The sequence below is a fragment of the Brassicibacter thermophilus genome (assembly GCF_055378355.1).
In genome coordinates this window covers 2,291,355-2,306,969 of the sequence record NZ_AP042446.1, presented here as the reverse complement: position 1 = coordinate 2,306,969, position 15,615 = coordinate 2,291,355, and the positions used below count along the sequence as shown (strand labels likewise).

Sequence of the window (15,615 nt, the reverse complement as noted above, 5' to 3'; positions counted from 1 at the left end):
CACTTGCTACCTAAATTGGAGGTGGAAGGATGAAGGTTTTTGTTATAGGGAGCGGAGGAAGAGAGCATGCTCTCATTTGGAAAATTGCACAAAGCAAAAAGGTTTCTAAAATATACTGTGCACCAGGCAACGGAGGAATAGAAGAATTAGCAGAATGTGTAAATATAAAAGCTGATGATATAGAATTATTACTTAATTTTGCTATTAATAATAACATAGATTTAACAGTGGTAGGTCCAGAAGTGCCACTTGTAAAAGGTATCGTGGACAAATTTAAAGAAAATGGTCTTAAAATATTCGGGCCAGATAAAAAAAGTGCTCAATTAGAAGGCAGTAAGATATTTTCAAAAAAATTCATGGTAAAATATGATATACCAACAGCTAGATATAAGGATTGTAATGATCCTAAACAAGCGATGAAGGAACTAAAAAATTTTAAATATCCTTTAGTAATAAAGGCAGACGGGTTGGCTGCAGGCAAGGGAGTAATTATTTGCTTTACTGAAGAAGAAGCTAAGGAAGCTATAAGAAGCATAATGGAAAATAGAAAATTTGGGGTAGCTGGGGAATCTATAATTATTGAAGAATATTTAGAAGGAATAGAAGCTTCTCTATTATGTTTATTAGATGGTGAGAGAATAATCCCTATGGAAAGTGCTAGAGATTACAAAAAAATATATGATGGAGATAAAGGACCTAATACTGGCGGTGTAGGATGTTTATCACCAAATCCAATATTTAATGATAAATTACAAAATAGTGTAAAGCGAGATATATTGGAGAAAATAAAGGTTGGACTTAAAGAAGAAAACATTGATTTTCGAGGAGTACTTTTCATCGGATTAATGATAACTAAAGAAGGGCCAAAGGTTTTAGAGTTTAATGTAAGAATGGGAGATCCTGAAACTCAAGTAGTTCTTCCAAGGCTTGAAAGCGATCTAGTAGAGATTTTTGAGAAAGTTATTGCTGGTAATCTCAAAGAAGAAGATTTAAAATGGACAAATAAAAGCTCAATAGCGATAATAGCAGCATCTGAAGGTTATCCAGGAAGCTACGAAAAAGATAAAGAAATATTTGGACTTGATAAAATAGATAAAGACATAATAGTATTTCACGCAGGAACAAAAAAGACTGACAATAAAATCTTTACTAATGGAGGCAGGGTACTAGCATTGACAGCCTTAGGAAATACACTAGAAGAAGCAAGAGAAAAAGCTTATGATAATATAAGAAAAATAAACTTTGATGGTATGTACTATAGAAAAGATATTGGAGCCTTAAATTAGGCTCTTTTTTTGTATAAAGAAAAGGAACAAATATTATTTCCAATACGTCTATATAATGTATATGCAAAAAAATTATTTTGATGAAATTGCATATTATAGTTAAACAAAATTTAAGCTTAAAGTATGTCTATGGAAAATCTACTTTCCCTGCTCCGGTATTCAAGCACTATTTAGGGTAAAATATTAGGGTAGTGCTTAAATAAGTCGCGATGAAAGTAGATTTTCCAAGGCATAATAATTAAAGTGTTGAAATTGTTTACCTATGTATTACAATTATACAATTTCATCATTTTAAATTATAAAATTATGTTTTAGTGATTAGGGGGTAACTATGTATATGGGTAAAAGAGTTTTATCAGTTTTTCTAATTATAATGCTGCTATTTAGCCTAGCAGGATGCGCAGAAAAAGATTCAACAAATACAGAACTAACAGATAATGACATACAAGTTTCACTTAATGAAAAAGGATTTGATGTAATACCTACTTTAGCAGATACTTTAGGGGTTAGCTTAGATACAGGTTTTAAGGTAGTTTGTAGAGAAGATCAAGACATATCTACTATTAGGAGCAATGTAAATATATCACCTAGAGAACCTTATCAAATTGAAAAAGTTTCGGACAAAGAATTTTTAATTAATTTCGAAAATTCATTAAAGCCAAATAGTGTTTATAAAGTTAGCTTAAAAGACGATAATGATAAGCTACTGTCTTGGGCTTTCCAAACTAAAAAAGTATTTAAACTTGTTAGTACTTTACCTGCAGATAAAGCAACTTATGTACCAGTTGATTCTGGAATAGAAATGGAATTTAGCTATCCTAATATAAAAGCAATAGATGAGTATTTTGAAATAGAGCCAAAAGTAGAAGGAAGATTTGAATACCATAAAAATACTGTGGTATTTGTACATGATGGATTAGAGCCTGATACTATATATACTGTAAAGCTAAAACCAGGAATAGGATTGAAAGATAGCGATGAAGTCATAAAAGATGGATATACGTTTAAATTTAAAACAAAGGAAAGTGAAAATAGTAGTAAAAAATATTTTAATTTTTTAGATACTCTTCATAACTTTACATCTAAAACTGTTCCTAATATAGAGGTATCTAGTAGTGAAATATTTAAAGACAAAGAGCTAGAGGTAGAGATATATAAATATAAAAAAGGTGAAGATTTCTTTAAACAAATAAAAGAATTAAGTGATATTAATTTTAATTGGTGGGACAGTGTAAATGAAAAAATAGAAATAGATAAAAATAAACTTGAGAAAGTAGCAAGCTTTAATACTAAATTAGTTGGAGCAAGTGAAGATAGCTGGGGCAACTTTATTTCATTTCCAGAACCACTTAATGAAGGTTATTACTTAATAAATGTGATTTCAGGGAATGATAATTATCAAACTCATATTCAAATCAATGATATAGCTGCTTATATTATGTTAGGAGAAAAGGAAAGTCTTGCTTGGGTAAATGATAGTAAGACAGGAGAACCTATAGCAGGTGCTATAGTAAGTGCAGAAACAGGAGAAAGTGCAGAAACTAATGATGAAGGTATTGCAATAATAAATGAACAAATTGTAGATGGCGAAAATCTAAATAATGTATTTTTCACCATTGAAACAAATAAAGGACCTACTTATTATGCAAGAGTAGGGAAAACTTACTATGGATATAATGATTTTTATTACTTTGACGACTATTATGGCAACACAAAACAATCATCTTATTGGGAATATATGTACTTAGATAGAGGGCTGTACTTGCCTGACGATGAAGTAAAAGTATGGGGTATGGTTAAACCAAGAAACGGTAAAGAGATGGTTAAAACTGCTACACTGCATTTATATAGCGACGACTATGGAAGTGAAAGATTTGAATTAGATACTCAAGAAGTTTCTATAAACGAATTTGGAGCATATGAAGGGAGCATAGCTTTTACAGATTTACTTCAAGGCAGATATGCAGTGGAATTAATGATAGAAGATCAATTAATATCACGTAAATATTTTGAAGTTAGAAGATATACCAAACCTTCATATAAGTTAACAGCTAAATTTGATAAAGATAGAATATTTGGCTGGGAATCTGCACATCTAGATATACAAGCAAACTTTTTTGAAGGTTCTCCAGTAGCTGGTATAAAACTTGATTATTCATATAATGAAAATGACAGCAGTATAAGAGATAAAGTAGTTTGTGATAAAAATGGATATGCAAATATAGAATACAAACCTAATATAGTAACGGATAGCTGGTATCCTAAATATATCAACATAAACATAAACAATGCTGAAGCAGAAGAGGAAGAAATACGTGCGTCAGCAGGTATAGAGGTATTTCCAAGAGACGTTATGATTGATTTAGATACCAAGTACGATGAAGATATGGCTATTATTGAAGTAAAAACAAATAAGATAGATATAAATAAGGAAGTAGATGGTATAGAAACATACAATTATTATGATAGGTACAAAGGAGATAAGATAGATACAGATTTTACTTTAAATATCTATGAAATATCATATATTAAAGAAGAAACAGGAGAATATTATGACTTTATAAATAAAAAGATTTGTAAAACTTATAGATACACTAAACACCAAAAATTGTTGAAAGATATTAATGCTAGTACAGTAGATGGATATTATAGTATGGAGTTTCCAATTGAAGAAGGGAAAAATTATGAAATAGTATTATTAGGCCACGATACAAGAAATAACAACATAGTTTGCAGAGGGAATATAAATAAATATAATTATAGAGGTTGGTATCCAGGTACTAAATATTATTATATTGAAGAAGAGGATAAAGATAAAAAAAGCTATAAAATAGGAGAAGAAGCAAATATTATTTTAAAATGTAATAATCAAGAGGTTGAAGAGGTAGAAGAAACTGATGGAGATAAAATGCTATATCTTATTTTACAAGATGGGTTAAAGAATTATACTATTTCTGAAAATGTTAAGAATAGTTTTGAGTTTAAAAAAGAGGATATTCCAAATTATTACCTTAGGGCTGTGTATTTTGATGGAGAAAACATATTTTTAGCTGGATTAAAGAGTATTAATTATGATTATACAGAAAAAGCTTTAGACATTGATGTGAAGCCAGATAAAGAGAGCTATCGCCCAGGGGAAACTGTTAATTTAGATGTTGAAGTGAAGGGTAAAGAAGGTTTACCTGTAAAAGCAGCCATTAACATAAGTGTTGTAGATGAAGCATTTTTTGCAGTTAATGAACAGAGTGTAGATACCTTAAAATCATTATACAATTATTGCTATGGTACTGGCATTATACATGATTATGTTTCTTATAAAGAGATAAATCTATATGGAACAAGTATGGCAGAAGGCGGAGGTGGAGAAAACGGAGAATATATAAGGTCAGATTTTAAGGATACAGCATTGTTTAAATCTGCTGTTACTAATGAGTACGGAAAAGCAAATATAAGTTTTAATCTTCCTGATAATTTGACATCCTGGAGAGTAACATATCAAGGTATATCTAATGATTTACTAGCTGGAAGTGGAAAGATTAATATTAATGCTAAACTACCTTTCTTTGTAGATGTTATTTCAAGCGATATATTTATGGATGGAGATAGTCCATGTATAACAGTTCGTTCTTTTGGCACAGAATTAGGGCAAGATGATACAGTCAACTATGAAGTTATTTTAACTGATGAAAAGGGGAATGAAAATGTTTTTGAAAAATCCTCTAAAGGCAACAACTATACAAATATACAATTAGGAAAATTAAATAAAGGGAAATATACTGTAACTATAAAAGCAAGGAGTAAAGACTATTTTGATGGGGTAGAAAAGAAATTTGAGGTAGTAGATTCTATGCTTAAAGCTATGAGAACTGAATATGTTGATTTGAATGATAGGACTAAGGTAGAAGGAGGAGAAGGTTATACTAAGCTGTATTTTTACAATGAAAGTAGTTCGTTATTTTACAACACTTTAATGTCTTTATCACATTCTTGGGGCAATAGAGTAGATCAAAAACTTTCTAGAAAATTATCTCGAGAATTAATGGATAAATACTTTGATGAAGAAAGCTGGAGTGAAGATTATAATTTAGAACAATATCAGACAGGAGATGGAGGAATAGCATTATTACCATACGCTAGCAGTGATCCAGTTTTATCAGCAAAGATCACTTCTGTTGCAGGAGATTTATTTAATAAATATAAATTAAAAGAGTATTTTTACGGCATAATAGAAGACAGTGAATCTATTCCTGAACATGTAGCTGCAGCTTATTGGGGGCTTGCAAGGTTAAATGAGCCAGTTTTAATAGATATACAAAGACTTCTTGAGAATACAAATTTAAATATTAATGAAAAATTAATTTTAGGGATAGCCTTAGCTGATATAGGAGATTTAAATAATGCGGAAGAAATTTATGTAGATATTTTGAATAATTATGGCAAGAAAGCTGGTAATTATGTATATATTGATACAGGTGTAGATAAAGATGATATTTTACAAGCTACTTCACTTGCATCAATATTATCTTTAAAATTAGATAAGGCTGAAAAATATGATTTATTGAAATATGCAAAATATAATAGCACAGAGGATATTCTTACTTATTTAGAACAGCTAATGTTTGTGATGTATGATATTCCTCAAACAGATCAGATAGGAAGTTTTAGCTATACTTTAAATGGTGAGGAACATGAAGTTAAGCTTACTAAAGATAATAGATATGAGCTGCTTTTAAATTCTGAAGAAGTAAAAGAAATAGAATTTGATAATGTAAAAGGAGATATAGTAATGGCAGTAAATTATTTAGCTTCTGTAAAAGATTTGATAGATAAGCAAGATAAAAATATAAGCTTAACAAGGAGTTATAGTTTGGTTGAGAAATCTGATCAAGACACATTAAATCAATCAGATTTAATTAAAGTAATAATAACTCCAAAGTTTTCTGAATCATCTCCTGAAGGTTATTATGAAATTACTGATGTTTTACCTGCAGGATTAAGATATGTAGTTGGATATAGAAACGACAGAAATAAGAGCTATCCTATAGAAAGAGATGGTCAGAGATTAGTATTTGGATATCATTATAATAAAAAGAATCCTGTGAAATCAATCATATACTATGCGAGAGCTGTAACACCGGGAATATATAAGGTGGATAATGCTGTTATGAAGCACTGCAATAGCAATACTATGGTATTTACGGAACAGGATACTATAACTATTGAGGAATGATATGATGAATAGAAAAAAACTTCTATGTGGTCTATGTGGGGTACTATGTATTTTAGTTATTTTGATTGGCAGAGAAATATATTCACCTAAAAGCGATATAAACGTAGAAAATATACAGCGAGAAAAAAAGTTAATTCAGTGTAAATATTATAATGCTATAAACTTTCATATATCAGTTAATGATAGTGATGGAATATCATTAGATGATAAAGAGATAGTAGGGGGAATAGTACCTCACCACTTATTAGCAGATAAAATGATAGCTTCTTTCTTTAAAACAGTTGCTAAAAAGCAGCCAGATGTGGTTGTAGTAGTTGCACCAAATCATACTGGAGCAGGTGTAAGTGACATTCATACTGGAAGCTGGACTTGGGATACGCCATTTGGAGAACTTAAAGCTGACAAAACGATTGTAGATTATTTTATTGATAGTGGTATAGCAGATGCAAATTTCACATTGATGGAAAATGAACATTCTATTTCATCTGTTGTTCCATATATAAAGTATTTTATGCCAGACACTAAGATTGTTCCTATCTTAGTGTCTGGCACTTGTGGTATAAATAAAGCTATAGAGCTTGGAGAAAAGTTATCGGAGCAGTTAAGAGAGAAAAGCTTTCTAGTAATAGCATCAGTAGATTTTTCTCATTATCTGTCTGTAGAAGAAGCTGATAAAAAGGACGAATTTACTAAAAAAGTATTACTAAGTAGAGATATTTTAACCATAAGCCATATGAACAACGATTATATGGACTCACCATCTTCTATTATCACCTTGATTACAGTTATGAATAATATCGGAGCTAAAAATGCAATTATATTAGAACATAATAATTCTGCAAGAATTTCAGGTGAAAATAGAGATTATACAACAAGCTATTTTACAGTTGTCTATTGGAAATAGAGGAATAAAAGAGCAATTTGTAGTATAATTGTAATATACAAGAACAAGGGGGTTATACATGGTGAAAAATAGTGATGTTAACGTAAGTGACCACATAGAAAAAACTTATCAAGCAATTATGGAATATAAAGCTGTAAAAGAAGGGTTAGACTTCATAAAAGAGGATCATGAAGATATTGTAGAGGAACAGAAAAGGATTTGCAGTATTTCTGCACCTACATTTAAAGAGCAAATTCGAGGTCAATATTTTTATAAAAGATTTAAAGAATTAGGTCTTGAAGATGTTAGTATTGATGAAGTTGGCAATGTATTTGGTATAAGAAAAGGGACAGGTAAAGGTCCTAAATTATTAGTGGCAGCTCACTTAGATACTGTATTTGATGAAGGAACAGATACAAATGTTAAGGAAAAAGACGGCAAGCTTTATGCACCAGGAATATCTGATGATACGAGGGGATTAGTTGAAATCATATCTATCATTAAAGCACTTAATAAAACTAATATACAAACAATAGGTGATATTGTGTTTTGTGCCAATGTATGTGAAGAGGGACTAGGTGATTTACGAGGAGTAAAGCATATTTTTAAGAAGAATAATGATATAGACGGATTTATAAGCATTGATGGTACTGGAGTAGAACATATAACATACATAGCTACTGGGAGTCGAAGATACAAAATAACATATAAAGGTCCTGGGGGTCATAGCCTTGAAAATTTTGGACTGCCAAGTGCTATACATGCATTAGGTAGAGCAATAAGCGAAATAGCAGATATTAAAACACCTTCTAAGCCTAAAACTACATTTACTGTAGGGAAAATAGAAGGGGGAACGTCTATAAACTCTATAGCAGCAGAAGCTAGTATGTACGTAGATATGCGTTCTAACTGTCCTGAAGAATTATCAAAGCTTGAGAATAAAATATTAAATATAGCAGAAGACGCTGCGATAAAGGAAAATGAACGATGGAATTGTGAAGAAAAAATAAGTGTTGATATTGAGCTAATAGGAGATAGACCTGCAGGAAGTCAAAATGCAAATGAACCAATAGTTCAAGCAGCTGCTTGTGCTGTAAAAACTATGGGATTTGAGCCTTGTTTTAGTGAGACAGCAAGCACAGACGCAAACTTACCCATTAGTCTTGGAATACCAGCTATAACTGTTGGTACTGGTGGAAAAAGCGACAATGTACATACTGTAAGAGAATGGTTTGATCCTAAAGATGCTTATATTGGAGTGCAAAAGACTTTCTTGCTTATATTGGGATTAGTAGGGATAGAGGACATTGGAGGGCTATTAATTTAAATTATAATATTATTACCCAAATATACCATTTATAAGATCATTAAAATCAATATTTTTCATAAATTCAATAGTTTTGTCTTTTGAATGCTCAAACCAATCTAATATATGTACATCTGTATCTTCACTTTCCATTTTTTCAATTTTATATTTGTCAATCCTTATTATATAAAATATATCATCATTTTCGGTGATATTGATAACATCAATAATAAAAATAAATTTTTTGTCTTCACTAAATTCAATCCAATAACATTGATTATCATTTGATATTTTTTCTATTACAAAATTATTGTACTTATGGAGATCGGTAATTATGTCATCAACAGATTTATCATCAGTTTTGGATATTTTAATTTCAAGTATTTTACTATTATCATCCTTATTAGAATACCTTATAACGAGCTGATATATATTGGAAGATGAGAAGTTATCATATGTATATATTTTGCCAATTTCACCTATATGATCAATTGATGGCTTAGAACAATATACTGTTATATCGTGCAATTTATAGTTACTAATATTTTCTGGAATATTGATGTTGCTAAATATTTTTTTTAGGTCTAATAAAGAATTATATGTTTCATTATCCTTTTCGATGGATACTGGTATACCATCAACCATTATATGCTTGTACTGATTTAATTCTAAATCTTTAGCTTCTTCTTCTAACATTTTTTCATATTCCAAAACTTCCTCTTCGTCAACATATTGAATATCTAAGTTATCAGATGTATTTATTACTTCATTATAGTTAGTACCATCATTTTTTACTATAAATTCAAACATATCATTACTAAATTTTTCAATCAAATCTATATCTAATTTTTTCACTGTATCAAGCTCGGAATGGATAATATTAGTTTCATCTTGTCCTATATTTACAGCAGGGATACCGTATTCTTCGAAGCTTACATGATCACTAGTAAAAGAATCAAAAGTATCAAAAGAAACATCATAGTTTTTGCTATTAAGATAATCATACAAATCATTACTCAAACAATTTTCTATGTTTGAATCTTCACAATTATTAATAGTAAATTTTCTATCCTTAATTCCTATACAGTCAAAATTAATATTCCATATGTTTTTATACCTATCATTAATAAATTGAGCAAAAGCTTGACTTCCTTGCAATCCTGATTCTTCACCATTAAAAGCACATATTATAATATCTTGCTTAAAATTATTATTTATTGAGTATTCTTTTAATTTCCTTGTTAAATCTAATAATATTGATACACCTGAGCTATTATCTAATGCACCATAGTATATTGTATCTCCTATTTTTCCAACATGATCAAAATGAGCAGATAAAATGATGGCGCTATTATTATCTTCACCTGAAATCTTTCCTACAACATTATTTGCATTGATTTTTTTTATATTTAAGTTATATTCATAATTTATATTGCATTTATTATTAGCTAAATCATTATATAGATCTTCACTTATTTGAATAGCTGGTTTGTTATTACCTATACTAATATAATGATGAAAATATTTAGTTTTAAGTAATATTCCTTTTGCACTTGAATATTCAGGTTTTATGTTATCATTAACTAATAAGAAAGAACTTTCATCTATTTCTTTACTTATGGGGGCAGTTAAATTTATTTTTTTATTATATCTTTTAGGTAAAAAATCCTTACCTGCAATACATTCTCTAGTAGTGCCATTTTCATATTCTATGACCATTTTTATCTCTTCGTCGTTAAAGTTAACGAAATTATGAGTATAAGGTAATAAATAAGTATTATCTTTTAGAGTTTCTAGGCCTAATGATTTAAAATATTCGGATATAAACTCTTCAGCTTTTTTATTACCCTCAGTTCCTGTTAATCGGCCTTCCAGCTCTTTAGAAGCTAAAAATTCATTTATATCTTTTATAGTATAATTTATTAATTCTTTATCTGCATTTGACTTTAAAGATGCTCCAATGGTTATAGCAATAACGATAACAAGTACTATTATAAAGATTTTTTTCAATTTATTCACTTCCTTCGCAAGTTCTTTTTGATTTTTTCATTATCAATGCACCCATTTTTCACAGATAAAATATGGATAATATAAAAAATTAACAAAAATAACTTTTATATCCTAGAAAACAATATACTATTTTATAATATATATGTCAACGCTGTAATAATTTTTATAAATTACATAAACTGGGAGGCAAGCAAGAACCGTCCCTACTTGCTATTGACATTTAAATATATAAAATGGTATTATTTAGATAGAAAAAAGAATAATATGCTTTTAAGGTTTAGGGAAAGTGGTGAAAATCCACTACAGCCCCCGCTACTGTATACAGTGACGAATCCCAATCCACTGGCTTTTGCTGGGAAGGAGGGAGGAGGTTTAAGCTGTGAGTCAGGATACCTGCCTTAAAAGGAAGTACTCTTTCGGAGGGAAAGTAAGTACCTATTATTATAGTATTTATAGTATTGTGTAAATTTAAGGTGATTTTAATGGGAACTTCTGAAGGAGTTCCCATTTTTTAGTTTTTGAATGATTTAATTAGCAAGGAGGAGTGATATGAAAACTATCATGATTACGGCTCCCTCAAGTGGAAGTGGAAAAACTCTTATTACTCTTGGATTATTGAGGGCACTTAAAAAAAGAGGTTTAAATATTTGTGGATTTAAAACTGGGCCTGATTACATAGACACGAAATTTTTAGAGTTGTCTTCAGGGGAAAGGGCAGGTAATTTAGACTTTCATTTGATGGGTGAAGAAGGAGTTAAATATGCTTTGTCTATGGCAGAAGGGGAGTATTCTATTATAGAAGGAGCTATGGGATATTTCGATGGTATTTACAATACCTATGAAAATTCTAGTTATGATATATCCAAAAGGTTAGATATAAATACTATTTTAGTATACACTCCAAAAGGAGAAATGTTCTCAGCTATTCCTAAAATAAAGGGGATGGTAGATTTTGCAGGTTCAAAAATCAAGGGAATAATTTTGAATAAAGTTAATAAAGGGATTTATCTTCTTTTAAAGGAAAAAATCGAAGAATACATTGGTATAGAAGTGTTAGGATATATTGAAGAAAATGAAAATTTAGCAATAAAAAGTAGACATTTAGGTTTAGTTCAGGGTATGGAGATAGAGAATATCGAAGAAATAATTGATGAAGCGTCAGTAATTGTAGATAGAAATATTGATATTAATAAAATATTAAATATTATGAATGAAATAGATACTAAACCTTTTCATTATCCTAAAAAGAGAAATATATCAGTTGCTATAGCATATGATAAAGCTTTTTCTTTCTACTATAGTGAAAATTTAAAGCTTTTTGAAAACGTTTGTTTAGTAAAGTATTTTTCCCCGCTTAAAGATAAAAAGCTTCCTCCTTGCGATATTTTATATTTAGGCGGGGGATATCCTGAAGTATATAGAAAAGAGCTTTCTAAAAATACAGCAATACTTAAGGATATAAAGAAGTTTGCTGATAAATATGGAACTATATACGGAGAATGTGGTGGATTTATGTACTTAACTGATGAGATTGAGGATTCTAAAATGTGTGGAGTATTTCATGGTAAAAGTAAGATGACTGATAAGCTGCAAAGATTTGGATATATCAATATTGAACTAAAGGAAGACTGTTTGTTAGGTAAAAAAGGGGATAAACTTACAGGGCATGAATTTCACAAATCAGAAACTTATGTAAATGGTAATGAAGTATTTAAAATCACAAAACCTATGAGTAAGAAAAAGTGGGATTGTGGATACAAATATAAAAATGTTTTAGCTGGTTATCCACATGTACATTTTTTAGGGAACATGAAATCATTTAATAATATGCTTGATGTAGTAGAGAGAAACAAAAAATAAGTAATAAAAGAGGGGATTAAATGTATATAAAAAAGCCTATGGAAATTGAAGAAAAGAGTATGAATATTATTGAACAAGTTATGGATGATACTTCATTTAGTGATGAAGAAAAAATAATAGTTAAGAGAATGATTCATACTACTGGGGATTTCGATTATAGACACATAATTATTTTTAAAGAAGATTTCATTCATAATGCTTTAAAATCTATAAAAAATGGTGGAATTATATTTACAGATACAAAGATGGCTTATTCTGGTATAAACAAAAAAGCTTTGTCTAAGACATTGTGTAGCTTAAAATATTTTATTGATGATGAAAGAGTTATAAGGCTTTCAAAGGAAATGGGTACAACTAGGTCTGCTTGTTCAGTGGATTTGGCTGTAGCTGAAGGTATAGATATGTTTGTTATCGGAAACGCTCCTACAGCTTTATTTAGACTTTGTGAGTTAATAAATGAAGGAAAAGTTAGTCCTAAATTTGTAATAGGAGTTCCAGTAGGATTTGTAGGAGCAAAGGAGTCTAAGGAAGTTTTAAGAGAGACTATTGTACCATCTGTTTCTACTATAGGGACAAAAGGAGGAAGTAATGTAGCCGCATCTGTTATGAACGCTTTATTGTATATGGCGGTGGGAAGATAATGAAGGATATGTATGTTATAAAGGAAGGTAAACGTTTAAAATGTGGATATACTACTGGTAGCTGTGCTGCAGCTGCGTCAAAAGCTGCTGCTATTATGTTGAAGAATAATCAGACAATACCATATGTTGAAATAGATACTCCTGCTGGTGTGAGGCTTAAGTTAGAAGTTGTAAATCCTAAACTGGAAAATGAAAAAGCTTCTTGTGCCATTATAAAGGATGGAGGAGATGACCCTGATGTTACAGATGGCATGAAGATATATGCAGAGGTAAAAGAGAGAACTGATGGGGAAATTCACATTGATGGTGGAGAAGGTATAGGTAGAATTGCTCGAAAAGGGCTTTTTGGAGAGATAGGTGAAGCAGCAATAAATCCTGTTCCTAAAAAGATGATAATAAAAGAATTAAGTGAGGTATCTAACTGTGGATATGATGTGTTAATATATGCACCTTTAGGAAAAGAGATAGCTAAGAAAACTTATAACAAAAATATAGGCATAGAAGGGGGTATATCAATTATTGGCACTAAGGGCATAGTATATCCTATGTCTGAGGATGCACTTAAAAAGACTATATATCTTGAGGTTGATACAGTTATAGAAAAATATGGTAAAGACAATGTTATTTTCGTTCCCGGTAATTATGGAGAAAAAATAGCAGATTCTTTGGGTTTAAACAATAAGAGAGTAAAGATTTCAAATTATGTAGGGGATTCTTTTCTTTATGCTTACAATAAAGGAATTAAATCTATAACATTAGTAGGGCATATTGGTAAACTTGCAAAGTTATCTATTGGTTCATTTAATACGCACAACAGAGTTTGTGATGGCAGGATGGAAGCATTTATATATTACTTAGCATTGATGAAAGCACCTTATTATGTTATAGAAAAGGTCAATAATGCTTTGACTGCTGAAGAAGCATTAGATATATGTGTAAATGAAGGGTATAAAAATGTGGTTAAAGCCATGGAAAAAGGCTGTGAAGATAAAATAAGAAAGTACTTAAAAGATGAAGAATATAAAGTAAAAGTAATAATATATTCCATGAAAAGAGGTGCCTTTTTATGATAACAGTTGGTGGAATAGGCCCTGGTAATCCGAAATACTTAACTGAAGAAGTTAAAGAAGCTATAGAGAAGTCCTCGTGTGTATTAGCTTTTGGGAGAGTTGCAGACTCTCTTAAATCAATAAAGAAGGATTACATTAAAGTTACTTCTGTAAAAGAAGTCCTTAATTATTCAAAAGCTAATGAAGATATTCTCATATTAGCTTCAGGAGATCCATGCTTTTATGGAATATTAGAATATCTAAAAAAGAAAAATGTAGTGGTAGATAAAGTTTTGCCAGGGGTTTCATCATTTCAATACATGATGGCAAAGATTAATAAAAGTTGGCAAAATGCATTGTTTTTATCTCTTCATGGAAGAAAAGAAGATTTATCCAAAGTAAAGTCTAGTTCATTGACTGTTTTGCTTACTGATAAGGAAAATTGTCCTTCTTATATTTCTTCAAAGCTTTATGAATTAGGTGTACGAGGTAAAATATATGCAGGCTTTAATCTATCATATGAAGATGAATTAATAATTAAAAAGGATATTGGGGAAGAAATAATAGATATTTCCCCTTTAGCTGTGGTGGTGGTAGAAAATGAGATATTTGAGAGATGAAGATTTTATAAGAGGGAATATCCCTATGACAAAATTTGATATAAGAGTTTTAAATACAGCATATCTTTCCATAGAGAAAGATGATGTTTTTCTAGACATAGGTGGCGGAACAGGGTCAATTTCTATTGAAGCTGCTTTACAGGGAGCAAAAGTATATGTAGTTGAAAAAGAAAAAGAAGGTATAGAGTTAATAAATAAGAATGCAGAAAAATTTAATGCAGAAGTAAATATTATTCAAGGAGAAGCTCCAAAATGTCTTCCTAGTTTAACTATAAATAAATGTTTTATAGGTGGAAGTGGAGGAAAATTAGAAGAGATATTTGAGTACCTAGATAAAGCTCTTTTACAAAAAGGTATTGTATGTGCGAATTTTATTACTCTTAAAAATATGAACTTATTTTTATCATTGTTAGAAAAATACAAATATGAAGATATAGAGACAACTCTTATACAGTCGTCTAAGGTAAATAAAATTGGAATGCTAAAAGGAAACAATCCTATTTTTATAATAAAGGGAGTGAAGAGATGATTAGATTTGTTGGAGCAGGACCAGGAGATGTAGATTTAATAACAGTAAAAGGAAGAAAACTTTTAGAAAATGCAGACATAGTTATATATGCAGGAAGTTTAGTATCAAAAGAACATCTTAAGTTTTGTAAAGAAGGATGCCAATTTTATAACAGTGCGTCTATGACGTTAGAGGAAGTTATAGAAGTTATCCCGTGAGTTA

At 30.1% G+C, this 15,615-nt stretch carries 11 protein-coding genes and 1 riboswitch; of the genes, 10 read left to right on the top strand and 1 reads right to left on the bottom strand.

Features of this window, described 5'->3' with window-relative positions:
• Window positions 1-29: 29 nt before the first annotated feature.
• The 4 genes from purD to ACZ41D_RS11055 all read left to right on the top strand — a co-directional run bounded on the left by purD (window position 30) and on the right by ACZ41D_RS11055 (window position 8,726).
• Window positions 30-1,286 (top strand): phosphoribosylamine--glycine ligase, encoded by a 1,257-nt coding sequence (gene purD / locus ACZ41D_RS11070; protein ID WP_464151465.1) that lies wholly within the window; start codon window positions 30-32, stop codon window positions 1,284-1,286.
• Between the two features lie 337 nt (window positions 1,287-1,623).
• Window positions 1,624-6,516: an Ig-like domain-containing alpha-2-macroglobulin family protein gene (locus ACZ41D_RS11065; RefSeq protein WP_464151464.1), complete on the top strand. Its 4,893-nt coding sequence runs from the start codon at window positions 1,624-1,626 to the stop codon at window positions 6,514-6,516.
• Window position 6,517: 1 nt separating this feature from the next.
• Window positions 6,518-7,420 carry an AmmeMemoRadiSam system protein B gene (amrB, locus tag ACZ41D_RS11060; RefSeq protein ID WP_464151463.1) on the top strand — a complete coding sequence of 301 codons (903 nt, stop codon included), beginning with the start codon at window positions 6,518-6,520 and terminating at the stop codon, window positions 7,418-7,420.
• Window positions 7,421-7,478: 58 nt separating this feature from the next.
• Window positions 7,479-8,726, top strand: a complete 1,248-nt coding sequence (locus ACZ41D_RS11055; RefSeq protein ID WP_464151462.1) for a M20/M25/M40 family metallo-hydrolase — start codon at window positions 7,479-7,481, stop codon at window positions 8,724-8,726.
• Window positions 8,727-8,738: 12 nt separating this feature from the next.
• On the opposite strand, the gene ACZ41D_RS11050 is transcribed toward ACZ41D_RS11055, so the two are convergent.
• A complete protein-coding gene (locus ACZ41D_RS11050; protein ID WP_464151461.1) occupies window positions 8,739-10,715 on the bottom strand; it encodes a M28 family metallopeptidase in 1,977 nt (658 codons plus the stop codon).
• Window positions 10,716-10,971: 256 nt separating this feature from the next.
• A riboswitch (cobalamin riboswitch) is annotated at window positions 10,972-11,130 on the top strand.
• Window positions 11,131-11,264: 134 nt separating this feature from the next.
• Here ACZ41D_RS11050 and ACZ41D_RS11045 point away from each other — a divergent pair.
• Genes ACZ41D_RS11045 through ACZ41D_RS11020 form a run of 6 tightly spaced genes read left to right on the top strand, consistent with a single transcriptional unit; the run spans window position 11,265 to window position 15,611 of the window.
• Window positions 11,265-12,575, top strand: coding sequence for a cobyrinate a,c-diamide synthase (locus ACZ41D_RS11045; RefSeq protein ID WP_464151460.1), 1,311 nt, complete (start codon window positions 11,265-11,267; stop codon window positions 12,573-12,575).
• Window positions 12,576-12,595: 20 nt separating this feature from the next.
• Window positions 12,596-13,216: a precorrin-8X methylmutase gene (locus tag ACZ41D_RS11040; RefSeq protein ID WP_464151459.1), complete on the top strand. Its 621-nt coding sequence runs from the start codon at window positions 12,596-12,598 to the stop codon at window positions 13,214-13,216.
• Window positions 13,216-14,286 (top strand): cobalt-precorrin-5B (C(1))-methyltransferase CbiD, encoded by a 1,071-nt coding sequence (gene cbiD / locus ACZ41D_RS11035; RefSeq protein WP_464151458.1) that lies wholly within the window; start codon window positions 13,216-13,218, stop codon window positions 14,284-14,286. Before ACZ41D_RS11040 ends, cbiD begins: the two co-directional genes overlap by 1 nt.
• A complete protein-coding gene (cbiE, locus tag ACZ41D_RS11030) occupies window positions 14,283-14,885 on the top strand; it encodes a precorrin-6y C5,15-methyltransferase (decarboxylating) subunit CbiE (protein WP_464151457.1) in 603 nt (200 codons plus the stop codon). The genes cbiD and cbiE overlap by 4 nt, the downstream gene beginning before the upstream one ends.
• The gene (cbiT, locus tag ACZ41D_RS11025; protein WP_464151456.1) at window positions 14,866-15,414 is read left to right on the top strand and encodes a precorrin-6Y C5,15-methyltransferase (decarboxylating) subunit CbiT; all 549 of its coding nucleotides are present in this window, start codon (window positions 14,866-14,868) and stop codon (window positions 15,412-15,414) included. Before cbiE ends, cbiT begins: the two co-directional genes overlap by 20 nt.
• Window positions 15,411-15,611 carry an SAM-dependent methyltransferase gene (locus ACZ41D_RS11020; protein WP_464151455.1) on the top strand — a complete coding sequence of 67 codons (201 nt, stop codon included), beginning with the start codon at window positions 15,411-15,413 and terminating at the stop codon, window positions 15,609-15,611. Before cbiT ends, ACZ41D_RS11020 begins: the two co-directional genes overlap by 4 nt.
• Window positions 15,612-15,615: the final 4 nt, after the last annotated feature.